Origin of the sequence: Cronobacter sp. HA18003 (assembly GCF_011605905.1) — a bacterium.
Classification (GTDB): domain Bacteria; phylum Pseudomonadota; class Gammaproteobacteria; order Enterobacterales; family Enterobacteriaceae; genus Cronobacter; species Cronobacter sakazakii.
In genome coordinates this window covers 1-14,663 of the sequence record NZ_JAANQO010000027.1, presented here as the reverse complement: position 1 = coordinate 14,663, position 14,663 = coordinate 1, and the positions used below count along the sequence as shown (strand labels likewise).

At 55.1% G+C, this 14,663-nt stretch carries 17 protein-coding genes; 13 read left to right on the top strand and 4 right to left on the bottom strand.

Annotated elements, in window-relative coordinates; genetic code table 11:
• Positions 1-68: 68 nt before the first annotated feature.
• The 3 genes from G6041_RS19570 to G6041_RS19560 all read right to left on the bottom strand — a co-directional run bounded on the left by G6041_RS19570 (position 69) and on the right by G6041_RS19560 (position 4,485).
• A complete protein-coding gene (locus G6041_RS19570) occupies positions 69-1,043 on the bottom strand; it encodes a 5-bromo-4-chloroindolyl phosphate hydrolysis family protein (RefSeq protein ID WP_041460673.1) in 975 nt (324 codons plus the stop codon).
• Between the two features lie 54 nt (positions 1,044-1,097).
• The gene (locus tag G6041_RS19565; protein ID WP_012126414.1) at positions 1,098-2,219 is read right to left on the bottom strand and encodes a toxic anion resistance protein; all 1,122 of its coding nucleotides are present in this window, start codon (positions 2,217-2,219) and stop codon (positions 1,098-1,100) included.
• Between the two features lie 355 nt (positions 2,220-2,574).
• Entirely contained in the window at positions 2,575-4,485 is a 1,911-nt protein-coding gene (locus tag G6041_RS19560; protein WP_012126415.1) for an ABC transporter ATP-binding protein, read from the bottom strand.
• 126 nt (positions 4,486-4,611) lie between these two features.
• On the opposite strand from G6041_RS19560, the gene kefG reads away from it, so the two are divergent.
• The 4 genes from kefG to slyD all read left to right on the top strand — a co-directional run bounded on the left by kefG (position 4,612) and on the right by slyD (position 7,859).
• Positions 4,612-5,163 (top strand): glutathione-regulated potassium-efflux system ancillary protein KefG, encoded by a 552-nt coding sequence (kefG, locus tag G6041_RS19555; RefSeq protein ID WP_004386606.1) that lies wholly within the window; start codon positions 4,612-4,614, stop codon positions 5,161-5,163.
• Entirely contained in the window at positions 5,163-6,968 is a 1,806-nt protein-coding gene (kefB, locus tag G6041_RS19550) for a glutathione-regulated potassium-efflux system protein KefB (protein ID WP_007899710.1), read from the top strand. Before kefG ends, kefB begins: the two co-directional genes overlap by 1 nt.
• An 11-nt stretch (positions 6,969-6,979) precedes the next feature.
• Complete coding sequence (locus tag G6041_RS19545; protein ID WP_004386608.1) at positions 6,980-7,180, top strand: YheV family putative zinc ribbon protein; 201 nt, start codon at positions 6,980-6,982, stop codon at positions 7,178-7,180.
• A gap of 94 nt (positions 7,181-7,274) precedes the next feature.
• Positions 7,275-7,859, top strand: a complete 585-nt coding sequence (gene slyD, locus G6041_RS19540) for a peptidylprolyl isomerase (protein WP_004386609.1) — start codon at positions 7,275-7,277, stop codon at positions 7,857-7,859.
• 55 nt (positions 7,860-7,914) lie between these two features.
• Here slyD and G6041_RS19535 read toward each other — a convergent pair whose 3' ends face one another.
• The gene (locus G6041_RS19535) at positions 7,915-8,133 is read right to left on the bottom strand and encodes a SlyX family protein (RefSeq protein WP_007778724.1); all 219 of its coding nucleotides are present in this window, start codon (positions 8,131-8,133) and stop codon (positions 7,915-7,917) included.
• 212 nt (positions 8,134-8,345) lie between these two features.
• Here G6041_RS19535 and fkpA point away from each other — a divergent pair, with 212 nt between their 5' ends.
• The 9 genes from fkpA to G6041_RS19490 all read left to right on the top strand — a co-directional run.
• The gene (gene fkpA, locus G6041_RS19530) at positions 8,346-9,173 is read left to right on the top strand and encodes an FKBP-type peptidyl-prolyl cis-trans isomerase (RefSeq protein WP_004386611.1); all 828 of its coding nucleotides are present in this window, start codon (positions 8,346-8,348) and stop codon (positions 9,171-9,173) included.
• A gap of 174 nt (positions 9,174-9,347) precedes the next feature.
• Positions 9,348-10,070, top strand: a complete 723-nt coding sequence (locus tag G6041_RS19525) for a helix-turn-helix transcriptional regulator (protein ID WP_004386612.1) — start codon at positions 9,348-9,350, stop codon at positions 10,068-10,070.
• On the top strand, positions 10,070-10,456 hold the full coding sequence (tusD, locus tag G6041_RS19520; protein WP_007899709.1) for a sulfurtransferase complex subunit TusD: 387 nt from the start codon (positions 10,070-10,072) through the stop codon (positions 10,454-10,456). The genes G6041_RS19525 and tusD overlap by 1 nt, the downstream gene beginning before the upstream one ends.
• Positions 10,456-10,815 (top strand): sulfurtransferase complex subunit TusC, encoded by a 360-nt coding sequence (tusC, locus tag G6041_RS19515; protein ID WP_012126417.1) that lies wholly within the window; start codon positions 10,456-10,458, stop codon positions 10,813-10,815. The genes tusD and tusC overlap by 1 nt, the downstream gene beginning before the upstream one ends.
• 8 nt (positions 10,816-10,823) lie before the next feature.
• Entirely contained in the window at positions 10,824-11,111 is a 288-nt protein-coding gene (gene tusB, locus G6041_RS19510; protein WP_012126418.1) for a sulfurtransferase complex subunit TusB, read from the top strand.
• Positions 11,112-11,237: 126 nt separating this feature from the next.
• Entirely contained in the window at positions 11,238-11,612 is a 375-nt protein-coding gene (rpsL, locus tag G6041_RS19505; RefSeq protein WP_000246815.1) for a 30S ribosomal protein S12, read from the top strand.
• A 96-nt stretch (positions 11,613-11,708) separates the two neighbouring features.
• A complete protein-coding gene (rpsG, locus tag G6041_RS19500; RefSeq protein WP_001138042.1) occupies positions 11,709-12,179 on the top strand; it encodes a 30S ribosomal protein S7 in 471 nt (156 codons plus the stop codon).
• Between the two features lie 94 nt (positions 12,180-12,273).
• A complete protein-coding gene (gene fusA / locus G6041_RS19495; RefSeq protein ID WP_004386616.1) occupies positions 12,274-14,388 on the top strand; it encodes an elongation factor G in 2,115 nt (704 codons plus the stop codon).
• 67 nt (positions 14,389-14,455) lie between these two features.
• A partial coding sequence (locus tag G6041_RS19490; RefSeq protein ID WP_021242225.1) for a GTP-binding protein occupies positions 14,456-14,663 on the top strand: 208 nt, incomplete at its 3' end.

Sequence of the window (14,663 nt, the reverse complement as noted above, 5' to 3'; positions counted from 1 at the left end):
CCGGGCGTTCGCGCCCGTGTGGTATCCCTTCTGACGGCGCCTGCGTGTGCAGGCGCACACTCATTAAATTACACGTAACCGTCGGTTTTCAGCATTTTGTCGAGCGTGCTCATTTCAATAGCGAGTTCGGTCTTATCGTTTTCTAACAGGCGGGCATGATGCTGACTGAAGGCGGAATGCAGCGTTTTCAGCATGGCGGCGCTGCGGGCGTTAATTTCAGCGGCGTCGCTATTCTCCACTTGCTGCTCCACAAGACGATGGCTTTTCAGCGTAATCTCTCTTACCGCAGGCAAATAGCGCTGCAGGAATTTGGTTCCCGGCTCCACATCCTTAGGATCGGTTTCAATACAGTGCATGATCAGATGCGTGTAATTGATGATGCCGTCAATTTCCGTCTGCAGCTCCGGTGCCAGTCCTTGTAAAGAGACCAGATAATTGATCTCACGTTGAGGGTCGAATTCGGCAGACGACTTCTGTACTGCCTGAGGTTGCCCGACGACGGGCGAGGCCGTTTTCCCGAGGCGTTTATTTTTTAAGGTGGCGATGCGCTGGCGAAGGGCATTGTAAATCGGCGTCCAGCCCATCCCGATGGCGGCAAGGGCGACGGCGAAAATCAGATACCCTGGCGATAATGACTGCGTGCCAAAAGCCTCGAAATAAGCCTGACAGGCTATCCCACCAAGGACGAGATACCAGATATAGACTTTTTGAAAGGGCTTCAGGTTGCGCAGGATATAGGTCACCAGCGCCACGCTGCCTGCCCAGAAGGCGAAGCCGGCATTCGCCCCCGGCCAGAAAAGCCCCGCAAGCACACCGACGGTAAACGCCACGCGATCGTAAAACAGCGTGCGGGCAAGCAGGATAAACCCCATCCAGCACGAAACGGAAAGCGCGCTCCTGAAGGCATCGGAGGTGTCATGCGTTCTTGCTACGGCATCCGCCAGCTGTGTTGTCACGAAGCTTGAAGAAAATAGCAGAATAAACAGCTGGATAACGACACGCTTCCAGCGTTTGTTATGAAACGCGTCTAAAAAAGTAGCCATGCTTTTTCTCATCACATACGGGACGCGGCGACATCCGCGTCCGGCGGGAAAGATTTATGCCTGATGCGCAGTGCTGCTGGCGATATTTGACAGGCGCGTGCGCAGTTCGTCTTCCATCACAGAGAGCTCTTTTTCAACGCTCTGACGGCTTGCGCGGGCATTGCTGGCGATAGCGACAGACTCTTCAAGGGTCGTTAACAGGCGAGTATGGACATCGCGTAGCGTGTCGATATCCACGACAGAACGTTCCACTTCGCGAGCCGTTTCTATTGTGCCAGTCTGAAGCAACTCTGCGTTGCGGCGCAGCATGTCATTGGTGGTATCTGCGACATCTTTCTGCAGTTTTGTCGCCTGCCGCTGGGTATTCAGTGACAGCGCCAGCACCAGTTGGGTTTTCCACACCGGGATGGTGGTAAGCAGGCTGCTCTGGATTTTCTCCGCCAGCGACTGGCTGTTGCTCTGCATCAGGCGAATCTGTGGCGCGGTCTGGACGGCAATCGTGCGGGAGAGCATCAGATCATGCAGACGACGCTCAAAGCGTTGAATATTGGCGGCCAGGTCGCGCGCGGTCTGCATCTGCAGTGCATCACCAGACGCGCCTTGCTCCGCAAGCGGCAAATCGGTGTTTTGCAACTGAGCGATTTTTAGCTTGCCGGCGATAATATGCAGATTGATTTGCTGGTAATAGTCGCGATTGCGAATAAAAAGCTGCTCAAGCGTGGAAATATTACGCAGTAAATCGACCATCGCGTCTTCGAGCTTACCGGAGATGTTTTCCACCTGACGGGCCAGCGTTTGATAGGTTAATAGCGTGCGCTCAAGGCGATTAAAGAGTTTGCCGACCAGGGGCACGGAAGCCAAAAAGCCCGGTTTTTCGCTGAAAGCGGTTAAATCGACCTCTTTAACCTTACTCAGCAAGTCGGTCAGCTGTTCGCCCACGACGCCAGCATCCTTCGCCTGCACCTGTTCAAGCAGGGCATCGGAAAACCGGGAGATCTCACCCATGGTTTTCGCACCCCAGGAAAGCGACATCACGGGATCGGTAATGTCTATCTGGTTGACGAGCTTTTCGACTTCCTGCTGTTGTTCAGGGGTTAATACTTCCCCTGCAGGTAAAATATCTTGCATCGCCGCCGGCAGGGGCGACAGGTCAGTGACCGGGGTCGTATCTGTCATTAACGGTTTCCTTTTTATCGTCGCCACGGCGGCGGCAGTATTACCCCGACGCCTGGCAGGCAGAGGAGAGTCATCAGACAGAGCGACAGTTTTTATCGACGGGCTAAGGGATAACCGCGCTGCATAATACGCGTTGCCTGTGTGCAGAATGCCTGGAGAGTAAGCAAAGATGATCTTTGTTTCAACGGTTTTGAAAGGGTATTAATTGCCATATGCAATTGGCATATTTCTGAATGTGCGTCTCAGGGCGGTATAACGCGTAATCACAGATGGCCCGCTGCGCCGGGTTTACAGGTTTTGTCTGCGCCCGACGCAGCCTTTGCCACGCTGGCAGGCGGGCTGCCAGCGTGGGACGTTATGGCTGATTTAACATCTGCTCCAGCGATTCCTGCGCGTCAAGCCAGGCCATTTCGCACTCTTCCAGCGCGGCTTTGGTCTTCGCCTGCGTTTGCAGACACTCATTCATCTCCGCTTTGCGAGCCGGATCGTAAATGGCGCTGTCGGCGAGTTTCTCCTCGACGCTTGCAAGCGTGGCGTTGAGCTTTTCCATCTCTTTTTCCAGACGCGTTATCTCTTTACGCAGCGGCTGCGTCTGGGTGCGCAGTTCCGCCTCGCGGCGCTTCTGATCTTTACGCGCCTGCGCGCTGTTGCCGTTTTCTTTCTCGCGGCTGGCGTCGTCGCTCTGGCTCTCCTGCTTCTGCACGTCGCTGAGCCATTGCTGATAATCGTCCAGATCGCCGTCGAACGGTTCGACTTTGCCGTCGTGCACCAGATAGAGATCGTCGGTGGTGGAGCGGATCAGGTGGCGGTCGTGCGAGACCACGACCAGCGCGCCTTCGAATTCGATCAGCGCGTCGGTCAGCGCCTGGCGCATGTCGAGATCCAGGTGGTTGGTCGGTTCATCGAGCAGCAGCAGGTTAGGGCGCTGCCAGACGATCAGCGCCAGCACCAGACGCGCTTTCTCGCCGCCGGAGAACCGCTCGGTAACTTCCGTAACTTTATCGCCCTGGAAGCCGAAGCCGCCGAGATAGTCGCGCAGCTGCTGTTCGGTTTCACGCGGGGCGATGCGCGCCAGATGCTGCAACGGCGATTCGTCGGCGCGTAAAAACTCCAGCTGATGCTGCGCGAAGTAACCAAGCTTGATGCCTTTGGCAAGCCCAATGTCACCGCTGACTGGCGCAAGTTCGCCCGCCAGCAGTTTGATGAGCGTCGATTTGCCTGCGCCGTTGCGCCCCAGCAGACCGATGCGCGAGCCAGGCACCAGGTTGAGCTTGATGGAGTTAAGAATGATGCGCTCGCCATAACCGGCGCTGACCTTTTCCATTTTCAGCAGGGGATTAGGCAGGCTCTCCGGCGCGCGGAAGCTGAAGTGGAATGGGTTATCCACGTGGGCAGGCGCAATCAGCTCCATGCGCTCCAGCATTTTAATGCGGCTCTGCGCCTGCTTCGCCTTAGACGCTTTCGCTTTAAAGCGGTCGATAAAGCTTTGCAGATGCGCGACGCGTTGCTGCTGGCTTTCATACGTTGCCTGCTGCTGGGCAAGACGCGTGGCGCGCTGGCGCTCGAACGAGCTGTAGTTGCCGGTGTACTCGAACATATTTTGCTGTTCGATATGAATGATTTTGTCCACCACCGGATCCAGGAAATCACGGTCGTGCGAGATGAGAATCAGCGTGCCGTTATAGCTTTTCAGCCATTTCTCCAGCCAAATGACCGCGTCGAGATCGAGGTGGTTGGTCGGTTCGTCGAGCAGCAGCAGATCGGAGCGGCAAATCAGCGCCTGCGCGAGGTTAAGACGCATGCGCCAGCCGCCGGAGAAATCGCTCACCGGGCGCGTCAGCTGTTCATTGCTGAAGCCCAGCCCGTGCAGAAGACTCGCGGCGCGCGAGCGAATGGTCCACGCGTCGATGGCGTCCAGCTTGCCGTGCGCCGTGGCGATGGCGTGACCGTCGTTGCGCTCGGTGGCGTCGTTCAGTTCACGCTCAAAAGCGCGATATTCGCGGTCGCCGTCAATCACATACTCCATCGCGGGCTGCGCGAGCGCGGGCGTTTCCTGATTTACCCAGGCGAGCTGCCAGGTGCCGGGAAAGGTGAAACTCCCGCCGTCGGCGCTTATCTCGTTTTTCAGAAGCGACAGGAGCGTGGATTTGCCACAGCCGTTTTTGCCAACCAGGCCCACTTTCTGGCCCGGATTGATCGTGGCGGTGGCGTTGTCCAGCAGCACGCGGGTGCCGCGACGAATTTGTAACGAGGAGAAAACAATCATAAGGCGCCGTAGATTCAGACTATGTTAAATTGTCATTATATTCATGTAACGTGATGCTTTGGGCACCGCGTGGGGCCGCCATGGTAGCCCAAAATAGTAACAATGACGACGCCCTGGAGGGGAATGATGTCACAGACAGCGAAAGTTTTGCTGCTGTATGCCCATCCGGAATCTCAGGACTCGGTGGCCAACCGGGTTTTGCTTAAGCCGGCTCTGCAATTACCTAATGTCACGGTGCATGACCTCTATGCCCACTATCCCGATTTCTTTATTGATATCAGCCATGAGCAGGCGTTGCTGCGCGATCACGATGTGATTGTTTTTCAGTTCCCGCTTTATACCTATAGCTGTCCGGCGCTGCTAAAAGAGTGGTTCGACCGCGTGTTAAGCCGCGGTTTCGCGAGCGGCGTGGGCGGCAATCAGCTTGCCGGCAAATACTGGCGCTGCGTCATTACGACCGGCGAGCCGGAGACGGCCTATCGCCCGGACGGGTTTAACCGCTACGCCCTGAGCGACATCCTGCGGCCTTTCGAGCTGACCGCCGCCATGTGCCGTATGCACTGGATGACACCGCTGATTATTTACTGGGCGCGGCGTCAGTCGCTTTCCGAACTGGCGTCTCATGGCCGCGCGTATGAACGCTGGCTGGCGGACCCGTTAACGCCGGGAGGCTTTTGATGGAAGGTTCGGATCTGCTGCTGGCAGGCATTCTGTTTCTTTTCGCCGCGGTAGTGGCGGTGCCGATCGCGGCGCGCCTGGGGATCGGCGCGGTACTCGGCTACTTGCTGGCGGGAATAGCCATCGGCCCGTGGGGGCTTGGCTTTATCAGCGACGTCGACGAGATCCTGCACTTTTCAGAACTCGGCGTTGTGTTTCTGATGTTCCTGATAGGGCTTGAGCTGAACCCGTCAAAACTCTGGAAACTGCGGCGCTCTATTTTCGGCATTGGTGCAGCCCAGGTGTTGTTAAGCGCCGTGGTGCTGGCGGGGCTGCTGATGCTCACTGATTTCGCGTGGCAGGCAGCCGTGGTAGGCGGTATCGGCCTTGCGATGTCGTCCACCGCGATGGCATTGCAGCTGATGCGCGACAAAGGCATGAACCGCACCGAAGGCGGCCAGCTAGGATTCTCCGTGCTGCTGTTTCAGGATCTCGCGGTGATCCCGGCGCTGGCGATGGTGCCTCTGCTGGCGGGCAACGGTGATGAACACCCGGACTGGCTGAAAATCGGCATGAAAGTGCTCGCGTTCGCCGTCATGCTGGTGGGTGGACGTTATCTGCTGCGTCCGGTGTTTCGGTTTATTGCCGGTTCCGGCGTGCGCGAGGTGTTTACCGCCGCCGCGCTGCTGCTGGTGCTGGGCTCCGCGCTGTTTATGGATTTGCTTGGGCTTTCTATGGCGCTCGGCACGTTTATCGCGGGCATTCTGCTGGCCGAGAGCGAATACCGCCACGAACTGGAAATCGCCATCGAGCCGTTCAAAGGCCTGCTGCTGGGGCTGTTTTTTATCTCCGTCGGCATGGCGCTGAACCTGGGCGTTCTCTATACCCATATTCTGTGGGTCGTGATGAGCGTGGTGGTGCTGGTGAGCGTCAAAATGGCGGTGCTGTACGGTCTCGGGCGTTTTCAGGGGTTGCGGCGCACCGAGCGGCTGCCGTTCGCGGGCGTGCTGAGCCAGGGCGGAGAATTCGCGTTTGTGCTCTTCTCCAGCGCCTCGTCACAGAAACTTTTCCACAATGACCAGATGGCGCTGCTGCTGGTGACGGTAACGCTCTCGATGATGACCACGCCGCTGGTGATGAAAGGCATCGACCGGCTGCTGGCGCGCCACTTTAACGCACCGGATGAAGATGCCGAAATGCCCTACGTGGAAGATGATAAGCCGCAGGTGATTATCGTCGGCTTCGGGCGTTTCGGACAGGTGATTGGCCGCCTGCTGATGGCCAACAAAATGCGTATTACGGTGCTGGAGCGCGATATCAGCGCGGTCAACCTGATGCGAAAATATGGCTATAAGGTTTACTATGGCGACGCCACCGAGCTTGAGCTGTTGCGCGCCGCCGGGGCCGAATCCGCGCAGTCGATCGTCGTCACCTGCAACGACCCGGAAGATACGATGCGCATCGTGCATCTCTGCCAGCAGCACTTTCCGCAGATGGAGATCCTGGCGCGGGCGCGCGGGCGCGTTGAGGCGCATGAGCTTTTGCAGGCTGGCGTGAAGCAGTTTTCGCGCGAGACGTTCTCCAGCGCGCTGGAGCTTGGGCGTAAAACCCTGATTTCGCTAGGCATGCATCCGCATCAGGCGCAGCGCGCACAGCTCCATTTCCGCCGTCTTGATATGCGGATGCTGCGCGAACTGATGCCGGTGCATACCGATAACGCGCAAATCTCCCGCGTTCGCGAGGCGCGTCGCGAGCTGGAGGAGATTTTCCACCGCGAGATGCAGCAGGAACGACGCCAGCTCGACGGCTGGGACGAATTTGAATAGAAGGTGAACCTATGGCTGTGCGTAAACGTTTTATTGCCGGGGCCGTCTGCCCGAAATGCCAGGCGCAGGATTCTCTCGCCATGTGGCGTGAAAATCAGGTCGATATTGTCGAGTGCGTAAAGTGCGGGCATCAGATGCGCGAGGCGGACAAAGAAGTTCGCGAGAAGGTTCGCAAAGATGAGCAAGTCATAGGGATTTTTCATCCCGACTAGCGAGATGCCCCAGGTTTCTTTAAGCTAAAGGGTACACAGGCGTCGATTTGGGCTACAATCGGCGCCAGTCTTTTTTCCTCACTCAGGAGATATCATGAAAGTAGCAAAAGACTTGGTGGTCAGCCTGGCCTATCAGGTACGTACAGAAGACGGTGTATTGGTTGATGAGTCTCCGGTGAGTGCGCCGCTGGACTACCTGCATGGTCACGGCTCCCTGATTTCCGGCCTGGAAGCGGCGCTGGAAGGCCATGACGTTGGCGATAAATTCGATGTGAACGTAGGCGCTAACGACGCTTACGGCCAGTACGATGAAAACCTGGTACAGCGCGTACCGAAAGACGTCTTCATGGGCGTTGACGAGCTGCAGGTTGGCATGCGCTTCCTGGCGGAAACCGATCAGGGCCCGGTACCGGTAGAAATTACCGAAGTGGGCGACGACCATGTTGTGGTTGACGGCAACCACATGCTGGCGGGCCAGAACCTGAACTTCAACGTGGAAGTTGTTGCTATCCGCGAAGCGACCGAAGAAGAACTGGCTCACGGCCACGTTCACGGCGCGAACGGCCATCATCATGACCACGATCACGACCATGACGGTTGCTGCGGCGGTCACGGCCATAGCCACGACCACGAGCATGGTAAAGGTGGTTGCGGTAACGGCGGTTGCGGTTGCCACTAAGCCTGATAAAAAAGGGGCGCTCCGGCGCCCCTTTTTACTGCCCGCGATTTACCCGTCAGTAATGCGGCGGCGGTGTTTCTTCCGCCTGCGATGCGATCATTGACGGCTGCGAGGCTTTGATTTTCTCCACCATAATTTTGAGCTGTTCGCGCATCTTCGCGAGCTCCAGCTCATGCTTTGTGATGGCGGCGTTTAAGTCTTCAATAGTGGTTTCCTGAAACGCCAGCCGGCTCTCCAGTTCAGCGATACGGTGTTCAGTCGATTCGTTGTGCATGATGTTTCCCCCTTTGCGTCGCGATTCTACGCAACTTTTCCGGATTCTGCCGGGTTGCTTCAACAGAAAGAAACTTATTTAAACAAATTAAGTCTGAAATAACGCCCGAAACGGAAAAGTGGTTATGTTGATTTCCGCTGCGACGTTTTATAGTACGACTTTCGTTTTTAAGATAACCCTGGGGTGAGAGGCCCCAACCCTGGAGATAATGGATGAAATCACTGTTTAAAGTAACGCTGCTGGCGACCACGATGGCTGTGGCGTTCAACGCGCCTCTGACTTTTGCTGCGCCAGCCGCACAGCAGCAGACGCCTGCTGCCGCTGACAGCAAAGCCGCATTCCAGAACGACGATCAGAAATCGGCTTACGCGCTGGGTGCATCACTGGGCCGTTACATGGAAAACTCCCTGAAAGAGCAGGAAAAACTGGGCATCAAACTGGATAAAAACCAGCTGATCGCCGGTGTCCAGGATGCGTTTGCTGATAAGAGCAAACTCTCTGACCAGGAAATCGAGCAGACTCTGCAGGCTTTTGAAACTCGCGTGAAAGGCGCCGCTCAGGCGAAAGTCGAGAAAGACGCGACTGAAAACGAAGCGAAAGGCAAAGCCTTCCGTGACAAATTCGCCAAAGAGAAGGGCGTGAAGACCTCTTCTACCGGCCTGCTGTATAAAGTTGAGAAAGAAGGCACCGGCGCTGCGCCGAAAGAGAGCGACACCGTTGTGGTTAACTACAAAGGCACGCTTATCGACGGTCAGGAGTTCGATAACTCCTACAAGCGTGGCGAGCCGCTCTCTTTCCGTCTTGACGGTGTGATCCCGGGCTGGACCGAAGGCCTGAAAAACATTAAGAAAGGCGGCAAAATCAAGCTGGTCATCCCGCCTGAGCTGGCTTACGGCAAAAACGGCGTTCCGGGTATTCCGGCTAACTCCACCCTGGTGTTTGACGTAGAACTGCTGGATATCAATCCGGCGGCGAAAGCAGACGCCGCACCGAAGGCCGCCGCGGGCGATAAAGCCGACGACGCTGCCAAAGCGAAGTAACGCTTCGCAGACCGCCGCCTCCGGGCGGCGGTTTTTTTATCCGGGCCACGTATAATAAAAGCTGGCTAGTGTTGCGCCCGCTGTATTACTTTAGCGAGTTACGTAACAACTGAATGATGAGTCTGCCCAGACCTTGAGAGACGACAGGCTCGCTGTAAAGGGTGGTATGTTTTCATGTCCAATTCGCTATTAACCAATGAGGCCAGCGAACTCGATCTGCTGGATCAGCGTCCCTTCGAACAGACCGACTTTGATATTTTGCGTTCCTACGAAGCGGTCGTGGACGGGTTAGCGATGCTCATCGGCTCCCACTGTGAAATTGTGCTGCATTCCCTGCAGGATCTGAAATGCTCGGCTATCCGCATCGCTAACGGCGAACACACAGGACGCAAAATCGGCTCGCCGATTACCGATCTGGCACTGCGTATGCTGCACGATATGACCGGCGCTGACAGTAGCGTCTCAAAGTGCTATTTCACCCGCGCGAAAAGCGGCGTTCTGATGAAATCGGTGACTATCGCCATCCGTAACCGGGAACATCGTGTGATCGGTCTGCTGTGCATTAATATGAACCTGGATGTGCCGTTCTCCCAGATTATGAGCACCTTTGTACCGCCGGAAACGCAGGAAGTGCCGTCTTCCGTAAACTTTGCCTCGTCCGTGGAAGATCTTGTGACCCAGACGCTGGAGTTCACCATTGAAGAGGTGAACGCGGACCGCAATGTCTCGAACAACGCCAAGAACCGCCAGATTGTCCTTAACCTTTACGAGAAAGGCATTTTTGATATTAAAGACGCTATTAATCAGGTGGCCGACCGGCTGAATATCTCCAAACACACGGTTTATCTGTATATCCGTCAGTTTAAGAACGGTGATTTTCAGGGGCATGAACGTTAATGCGCTTTACCCTGATGGTTACCGGCCCGGCCTATGGCACGCAGCAGGCGAGCAGCGCCTTACAGTTTGCGAAAGCGTTGCTGGCGGAAGGGCACAGCCTTGAAAGCGTCTTTTTTTATCGGGAAGGGGTCTACAACGCGAATCAGTTCACGTCGCCCGCGAGTGACGAATTCGATCTGGTGCGCGCCTGGCAACAGCTTCACGACGAAAACGGCGTCGCGCTGCATATCTGCGTGGCGGCTGCGCTGCGTCGCGGCGTGACGGATGAAAATGAAGCGCGAGCGCAGGGGCTGCCTGGTGCGAACCTTCAGCCCGGCTTTCAACTGAGCGGCCTGGGCGCGCTGGCCGAAGCCGCGCTGACCTGCGACAGAGTGGTAGAGTTTTAATGAAACAGGTGGCTTTTGTCTTTACCCAGGCACCGCATGGCACCTCGGCGGGCCGCGAAGGGCTCGACGCGCTGCTGGCGATGTCTGCGTTAACGGAAGAAATTGGCGTCTTTTTTCTAAGTGACGGCGTTTTTCAGATTCTGCCAGGTCAGCATCCACAGGCGGTCCTGAGCCGCGACTATATCTCTACGTTTAAAGTTCTGCCGTTGTACGATATTGAGCGCTGCTATATTTGCCGGGAGTCGCTGCAGGAGCGCGGGCTTAGTGAAGAACACGCCTTTGTGATTGATGTCGAGGCGCTGGACGCCGCAGCGCTGCGCGAACGCCTCGATGATTACGACGTCGTGCTGACATTTTAAGGAACGCCATGTTGTATACGCTTTCTCGCTCGCCCTGGCAGGTGGATATTCACGCGCTGCTGCGCCTTGTGCGTTCGGGCGATGACATTCTTCTGATGCAAAACGGCGTGGTCGCCGCGCTTCACGACAGCCGCTATGTCGCCGTGCTGCTGGCGTCGCCCGCCCGGGTTGTCGCCTTAGAAAACGATGTGGAAGCTCGCGGCCTTGTCGCTCAAATTTCGAGCAGCATCGATACGATTAGCTATACTGAGTTCGTCAACCTTACCGTAAAACACGCAAGCCAGATGGCCTGGTAACGTGCAAACGCTGTATATTTCTTGACACCCTTAAAGCACAGCCCTAAAATTCCGCGTCCTCATATTATATGAGGGCGATTTATTACGTGTTTACGAAGCAAAAGCTATAAAACCAGGAGCTATTTAATGGCAACAGTTAACCAGCTGGTTCGCAAACCTCGCGCTCGCAAAGTTGCTAAGAGCAACGTGCCGGCGCTGGAAGCTTGCCCGCAAAAACGTGGTGTATGTACTCGTGTATATACTACCACTCCGAAAAAACCGAACTCCGCACTGCGTAAAGTATGCCGTGTTCGTCTGACTAACGGTTTTGAAGTGACTTCCTACATCGGTGGTGAAGGTCACAACCTGCAGGAGCACTCCGTGATCCTGATCCGTGGCGGTCGTGTTAAAGACCTCCCGGGTGTTCGTTACCACACCGTGCGTGGCGCGCTTGACTGCTCCGGCGTTAAAGACCGTAAGCAGGCTCGCTCCAAGTATGGCGTGAAGCGTCCTAAGGCTTAATGGTTCTCCGTTAAGTAAGGCCAAACGTTTTAACTTTAATGTCAAACTAAACTCGTAGAGTTTTGGACAATCCTGAATTAACAACGGAGTATTTCCATGCCACGTCGTCGCGTCATTGGTCAGCGTAAAATTCTGCCGGATCCGAAGTTCGGATCAGAACTGCTGGCTAAATTTGTCAATATCCTGATGGTAGATGGTAAAAAATCTACTGCAGAATCAATCGTATACAGCGCGCTGGAGACCCTGGCTCAGCGCTCTGGTAAATCTGAACTGGAAGCTTTCGAAGTCGCTCTCGAAAACGTGCGCCCGACTGTAGAAGTTAAGTCTCGCCGCGTTGGTGGTTCTACCTACCAGGTTCCGGTTGAAGTCCGTCCGGTTCGCCGCAATGCTCTGGCAATGCGTTGGATCGTTGAAGCTGCTCGTAAACGCGGTGATAAATCCATGGCTCTGCGCCTGGCGAACGAACTTTCTGATGCTGCAGACAACAAAGGTACTGCAGTTAAGAAACGTGAAGACGTTCACCGTATGGCAGAAGCCAACAAGGCGTTCGCACACTACCGCTGGTAATCCCTGCGGCATGTTAGTCACCAGACGGGCGCTTCAGGTAAGCCGCCCGCTCTGGGTAACTTATCCTGAACGCCTAAGGCAATAGAGGAATCAAATGGCTCGTACAACACCTATTGCACGCTACCGTAACATCGGTATCAGTGCGCACATCGACGCCGGTAAAACCACTACTACCGAACGTATTCTGTTCTACACCGGTGTAAACCACAAAATCGGTGAAGTTCATGACGGCGCCGCAACTATGGACTGGATGGAACAGGAGCAGGAGCGTGGTATTACCATTACCTCCGCTGCGACTACCGCATTCTGGTCTGGTATGGCTAAGCAGTATGAACCGCACCGTATCAACATCATCGACACCCCGGGGCACGTTGACTTCACCATCGAAGTAGAACGTTCCATGCGTGTCCTTGACGGTGCGGTAATGGTTTACTGCGCAGTTGGTGGTGTTCAGCCGCAGTCTGAAACCGTATGGCGTCAGGCTAACAAATACAAAGTTCCGCGTATTGCGTTCGTTAACAAAATGGACCGCATGGGTGCGAACTTCCTGAAAGTTGTTGGTCAGATCAAAACCCGTCTGGGCGCGAACCCGGTTCCGCTGCAGCTGGCGATTGGTGCTGAAGAAGGTTTCACCGGTGTTGTTGACCTGGTGAAAATGAAAGCCATCAACTGGAACGATGCAGACCAGGGCGTAACCTTCGAATACGAAGATATCCCGGCTGACATGCAGGACCTGGCTGACGAATGGCACCAGAACCTGATCGAGTCCGCAGCTGAAGCTTCTGAAGAGCTGATGGAGAAATACCTGGGTGGTGAAGAACTGACTGAAGAAGAGATCAAAAAAGCTCTGCGTCAGCGCGTTCTGAACAACGAAATCATCCTGGTAACCTGTGGTTCTGCGTTCAAAAACAAAGGCGTACAGGCGATGCTGGATGCGGTAATTGATTACCTGCCATCCCCGGTTGACGTACCTGCGATCAACGGTATCCTGGACGACGGTAAAGATACTCCGGCTGAGCGTCACGCTAGCGATGAAGAGCCGTTCTCTGCACTGGCGTTCAAAATCGCTACCGACCCGTTCGTTGGTAACCTGACGTTCTTCCGCGTGTACTCTGGTGTGGTTAACTCTGGTGATACCATCCTGAACTCCGTGAAATCCGCACGTGAGCGTTTCGGTCGTATCGTACAGATGCACGCTAACAAACGTGAAGAGATCAAAGAAGTTCGCGCAGGCGACATCGCGGCTGCTATCGGTCTGAAAGACGTGACTACTGGTGACACCCTGTGTAACCCGGATCACCCGATCATTCTGGAGCGCATGGAGTTCCCAGAGCCGGTAATCTCTATCGCGGTTGAACCGAAAACCAAAGCTGACCAGGAAAAAATGGGTCTGGCTCTGGGCCGTCTGGCTAAAGAAGACCCGTCTTTCCGCGTATGGACTGACGAAGAATCTAACCAGACCATCATCGCTGGTATGGGTGAGCTGCACCTCGACATCATCGTTGACCGTATGAAGCGTGAGTTCAACGTTGAAGCTAACGTAGGTAAACCTCAAGTTGCTTACCGCGAAGCGATTCGCAGCAAAGTTACCGACATCGAAGGTAAACACGCTAAGCAGTCTGGTGGTCGCGGTCAGTACGGTCACGTTGTGATCGACATGTACCCGCTGGAGCCGGGCTCTAACCCGAAAGGTTACGAGTTCATCAACGACATTAAAGGTGGTGTGATTCCTGGCGAATACATCCCGGCCGTTGATAAAGGCATCCAGGAGCAGCTGAAGTCTGGTCCGCTGGCAGGTTACCCGGTAGTAGACATCGGTATCCGTCTGCACTTCGGTTCTTACCACGACGTTGACTCCTCTGAACTGGCGTTTAAACTGGCAGCTTCTATCGCCTTTAAAGAAGGCTTTAAGAAAGCAAAACCAGTTCTGCTTGAGCCGATCATGAAGGTTGAAGTAGAAACTCCGGAAGAGAACACTGGTGACGTTATCGGTGACTTGAGCCGTCGTCGCGGTATGCTGCGTGGTCAGGAATCCGAAGTAACTGGCGTTAAGATCCACGCTGAAGTTCCGCTGTCTGAAATGTTCGGATATGCAACTCAGCTGCGTTCTCTGACCAAAGGTCGTGCATCATACACTATGGAATTCCTGAAGTATGATGATGCGCCGAACAACGTTGCTCAGGCCGTTATCGAAGCCCGTGGCAAATAAGCCTCAGGGTTAAAACCAAAGTCCCGTGCCCTCTCGGCGAGGGGGCACTATAGTAAGGAATATAGCCGTGTCTAAAGAAAAATTTGAACGTACAAAACCGCACGTCAACGTCGGTACTATCGGCCACGTTGACCATGGTAAAACTACCCTGACCGCTGCCATCACTACCGTTCTGGCGAAAACCTACGGTGGTTCTGCTCGTGCATTCGACCAGATCGATAACGCGCCGGAAGAAAAAGCTCGTGGTATCACCATCAACACCTCTCACGTTGAAT

Excerpts from the sequence above, each read along its gene's own strand:
- G6041_RS19570 (WP_041460673.1), bottom strand. The coding sequence starts at position 1,043 with ATGGCTACTTTTTTAGACGCGTTTCATAACAAACGCTGGAAGCGTGTC.
- G6041_RS19565 (WP_012126414.1), bottom strand. The coding sequence starts at position 2,219 with ATGACAGATACGACCCCGGTCACTGACCTGTCGCCCCTGCCGGCGGCG.
- G6041_RS19560 (WP_012126415.1), bottom strand. The coding sequence starts at position 4,485 with ATGATTGTTTTCTCCTCGTTACAAATTCGTCGCGGCACCCGCGTGCTG.
- kefG (WP_004386606.1), top strand. The coding sequence starts at position 4,612 with ATGTCACAGACAGCGAAAGTTTTGCTGCTGTATGCCCATCCGGAATCT.
- kefB (WP_007899710.1), top strand. The coding sequence starts at position 5,163 with ATGGAAGGTTCGGATCTGCTGCTGGCAGGCATTCTGTTTCTTTTCGCC.
- G6041_RS19545 (WP_004386608.1), top strand. The coding sequence starts at position 6,980 with ATGGCTGTGCGTAAACGTTTTATTGCCGGGGCCGTCTGCCCGAAATGC.
- slyD (WP_004386609.1), top strand. The coding sequence starts at position 7,275 with ATGAAAGTAGCAAAAGACTTGGTGGTCAGCCTGGCCTATCAGGTACGT.
- G6041_RS19535 (WP_007778724.1), bottom strand. The coding sequence starts at position 8,133 with ATGCACAACGAATCGACTGAACACCGTATCGCTGAACTGGAGAGCCGG.
- fkpA (WP_004386611.1), top strand. The coding sequence starts at position 8,346 with ATGAAATCACTGTTTAAAGTAACGCTGCTGGCGACCACGATGGCTGTG.
- G6041_RS19525 (WP_004386612.1), top strand. The coding sequence starts at position 9,348 with ATGTCCAATTCGCTATTAACCAATGAGGCCAGCGAACTCGATCTGCTG.
- tusD (WP_007899709.1), top strand. The coding sequence starts at position 10,070 with ATGCGCTTTACCCTGATGGTTACCGGCCCGGCCTATGGCACGCAGCAG.
- tusC (WP_012126417.1), top strand. The coding sequence starts at position 10,456 with ATGAAACAGGTGGCTTTTGTCTTTACCCAGGCACCGCATGGCACCTCG.
- tusB (WP_012126418.1), top strand. The coding sequence starts at position 10,824 with ATGTTGTATACGCTTTCTCGCTCGCCCTGGCAGGTGGATATTCACGCG.
- rpsL (WP_000246815.1), top strand. The coding sequence starts at position 11,238 with ATGGCAACAGTTAACCAGCTGGTTCGCAAACCTCGCGCTCGCAAAGTT.
- rpsG (WP_001138042.1), top strand. The coding sequence starts at position 11,709 with ATGCCACGTCGTCGCGTCATTGGTCAGCGTAAAATTCTGCCGGATCCG.
- fusA (WP_004386616.1), top strand. The coding sequence starts at position 12,274 with ATGGCTCGTACAACACCTATTGCACGCTACCGTAACATCGGTATCAGT.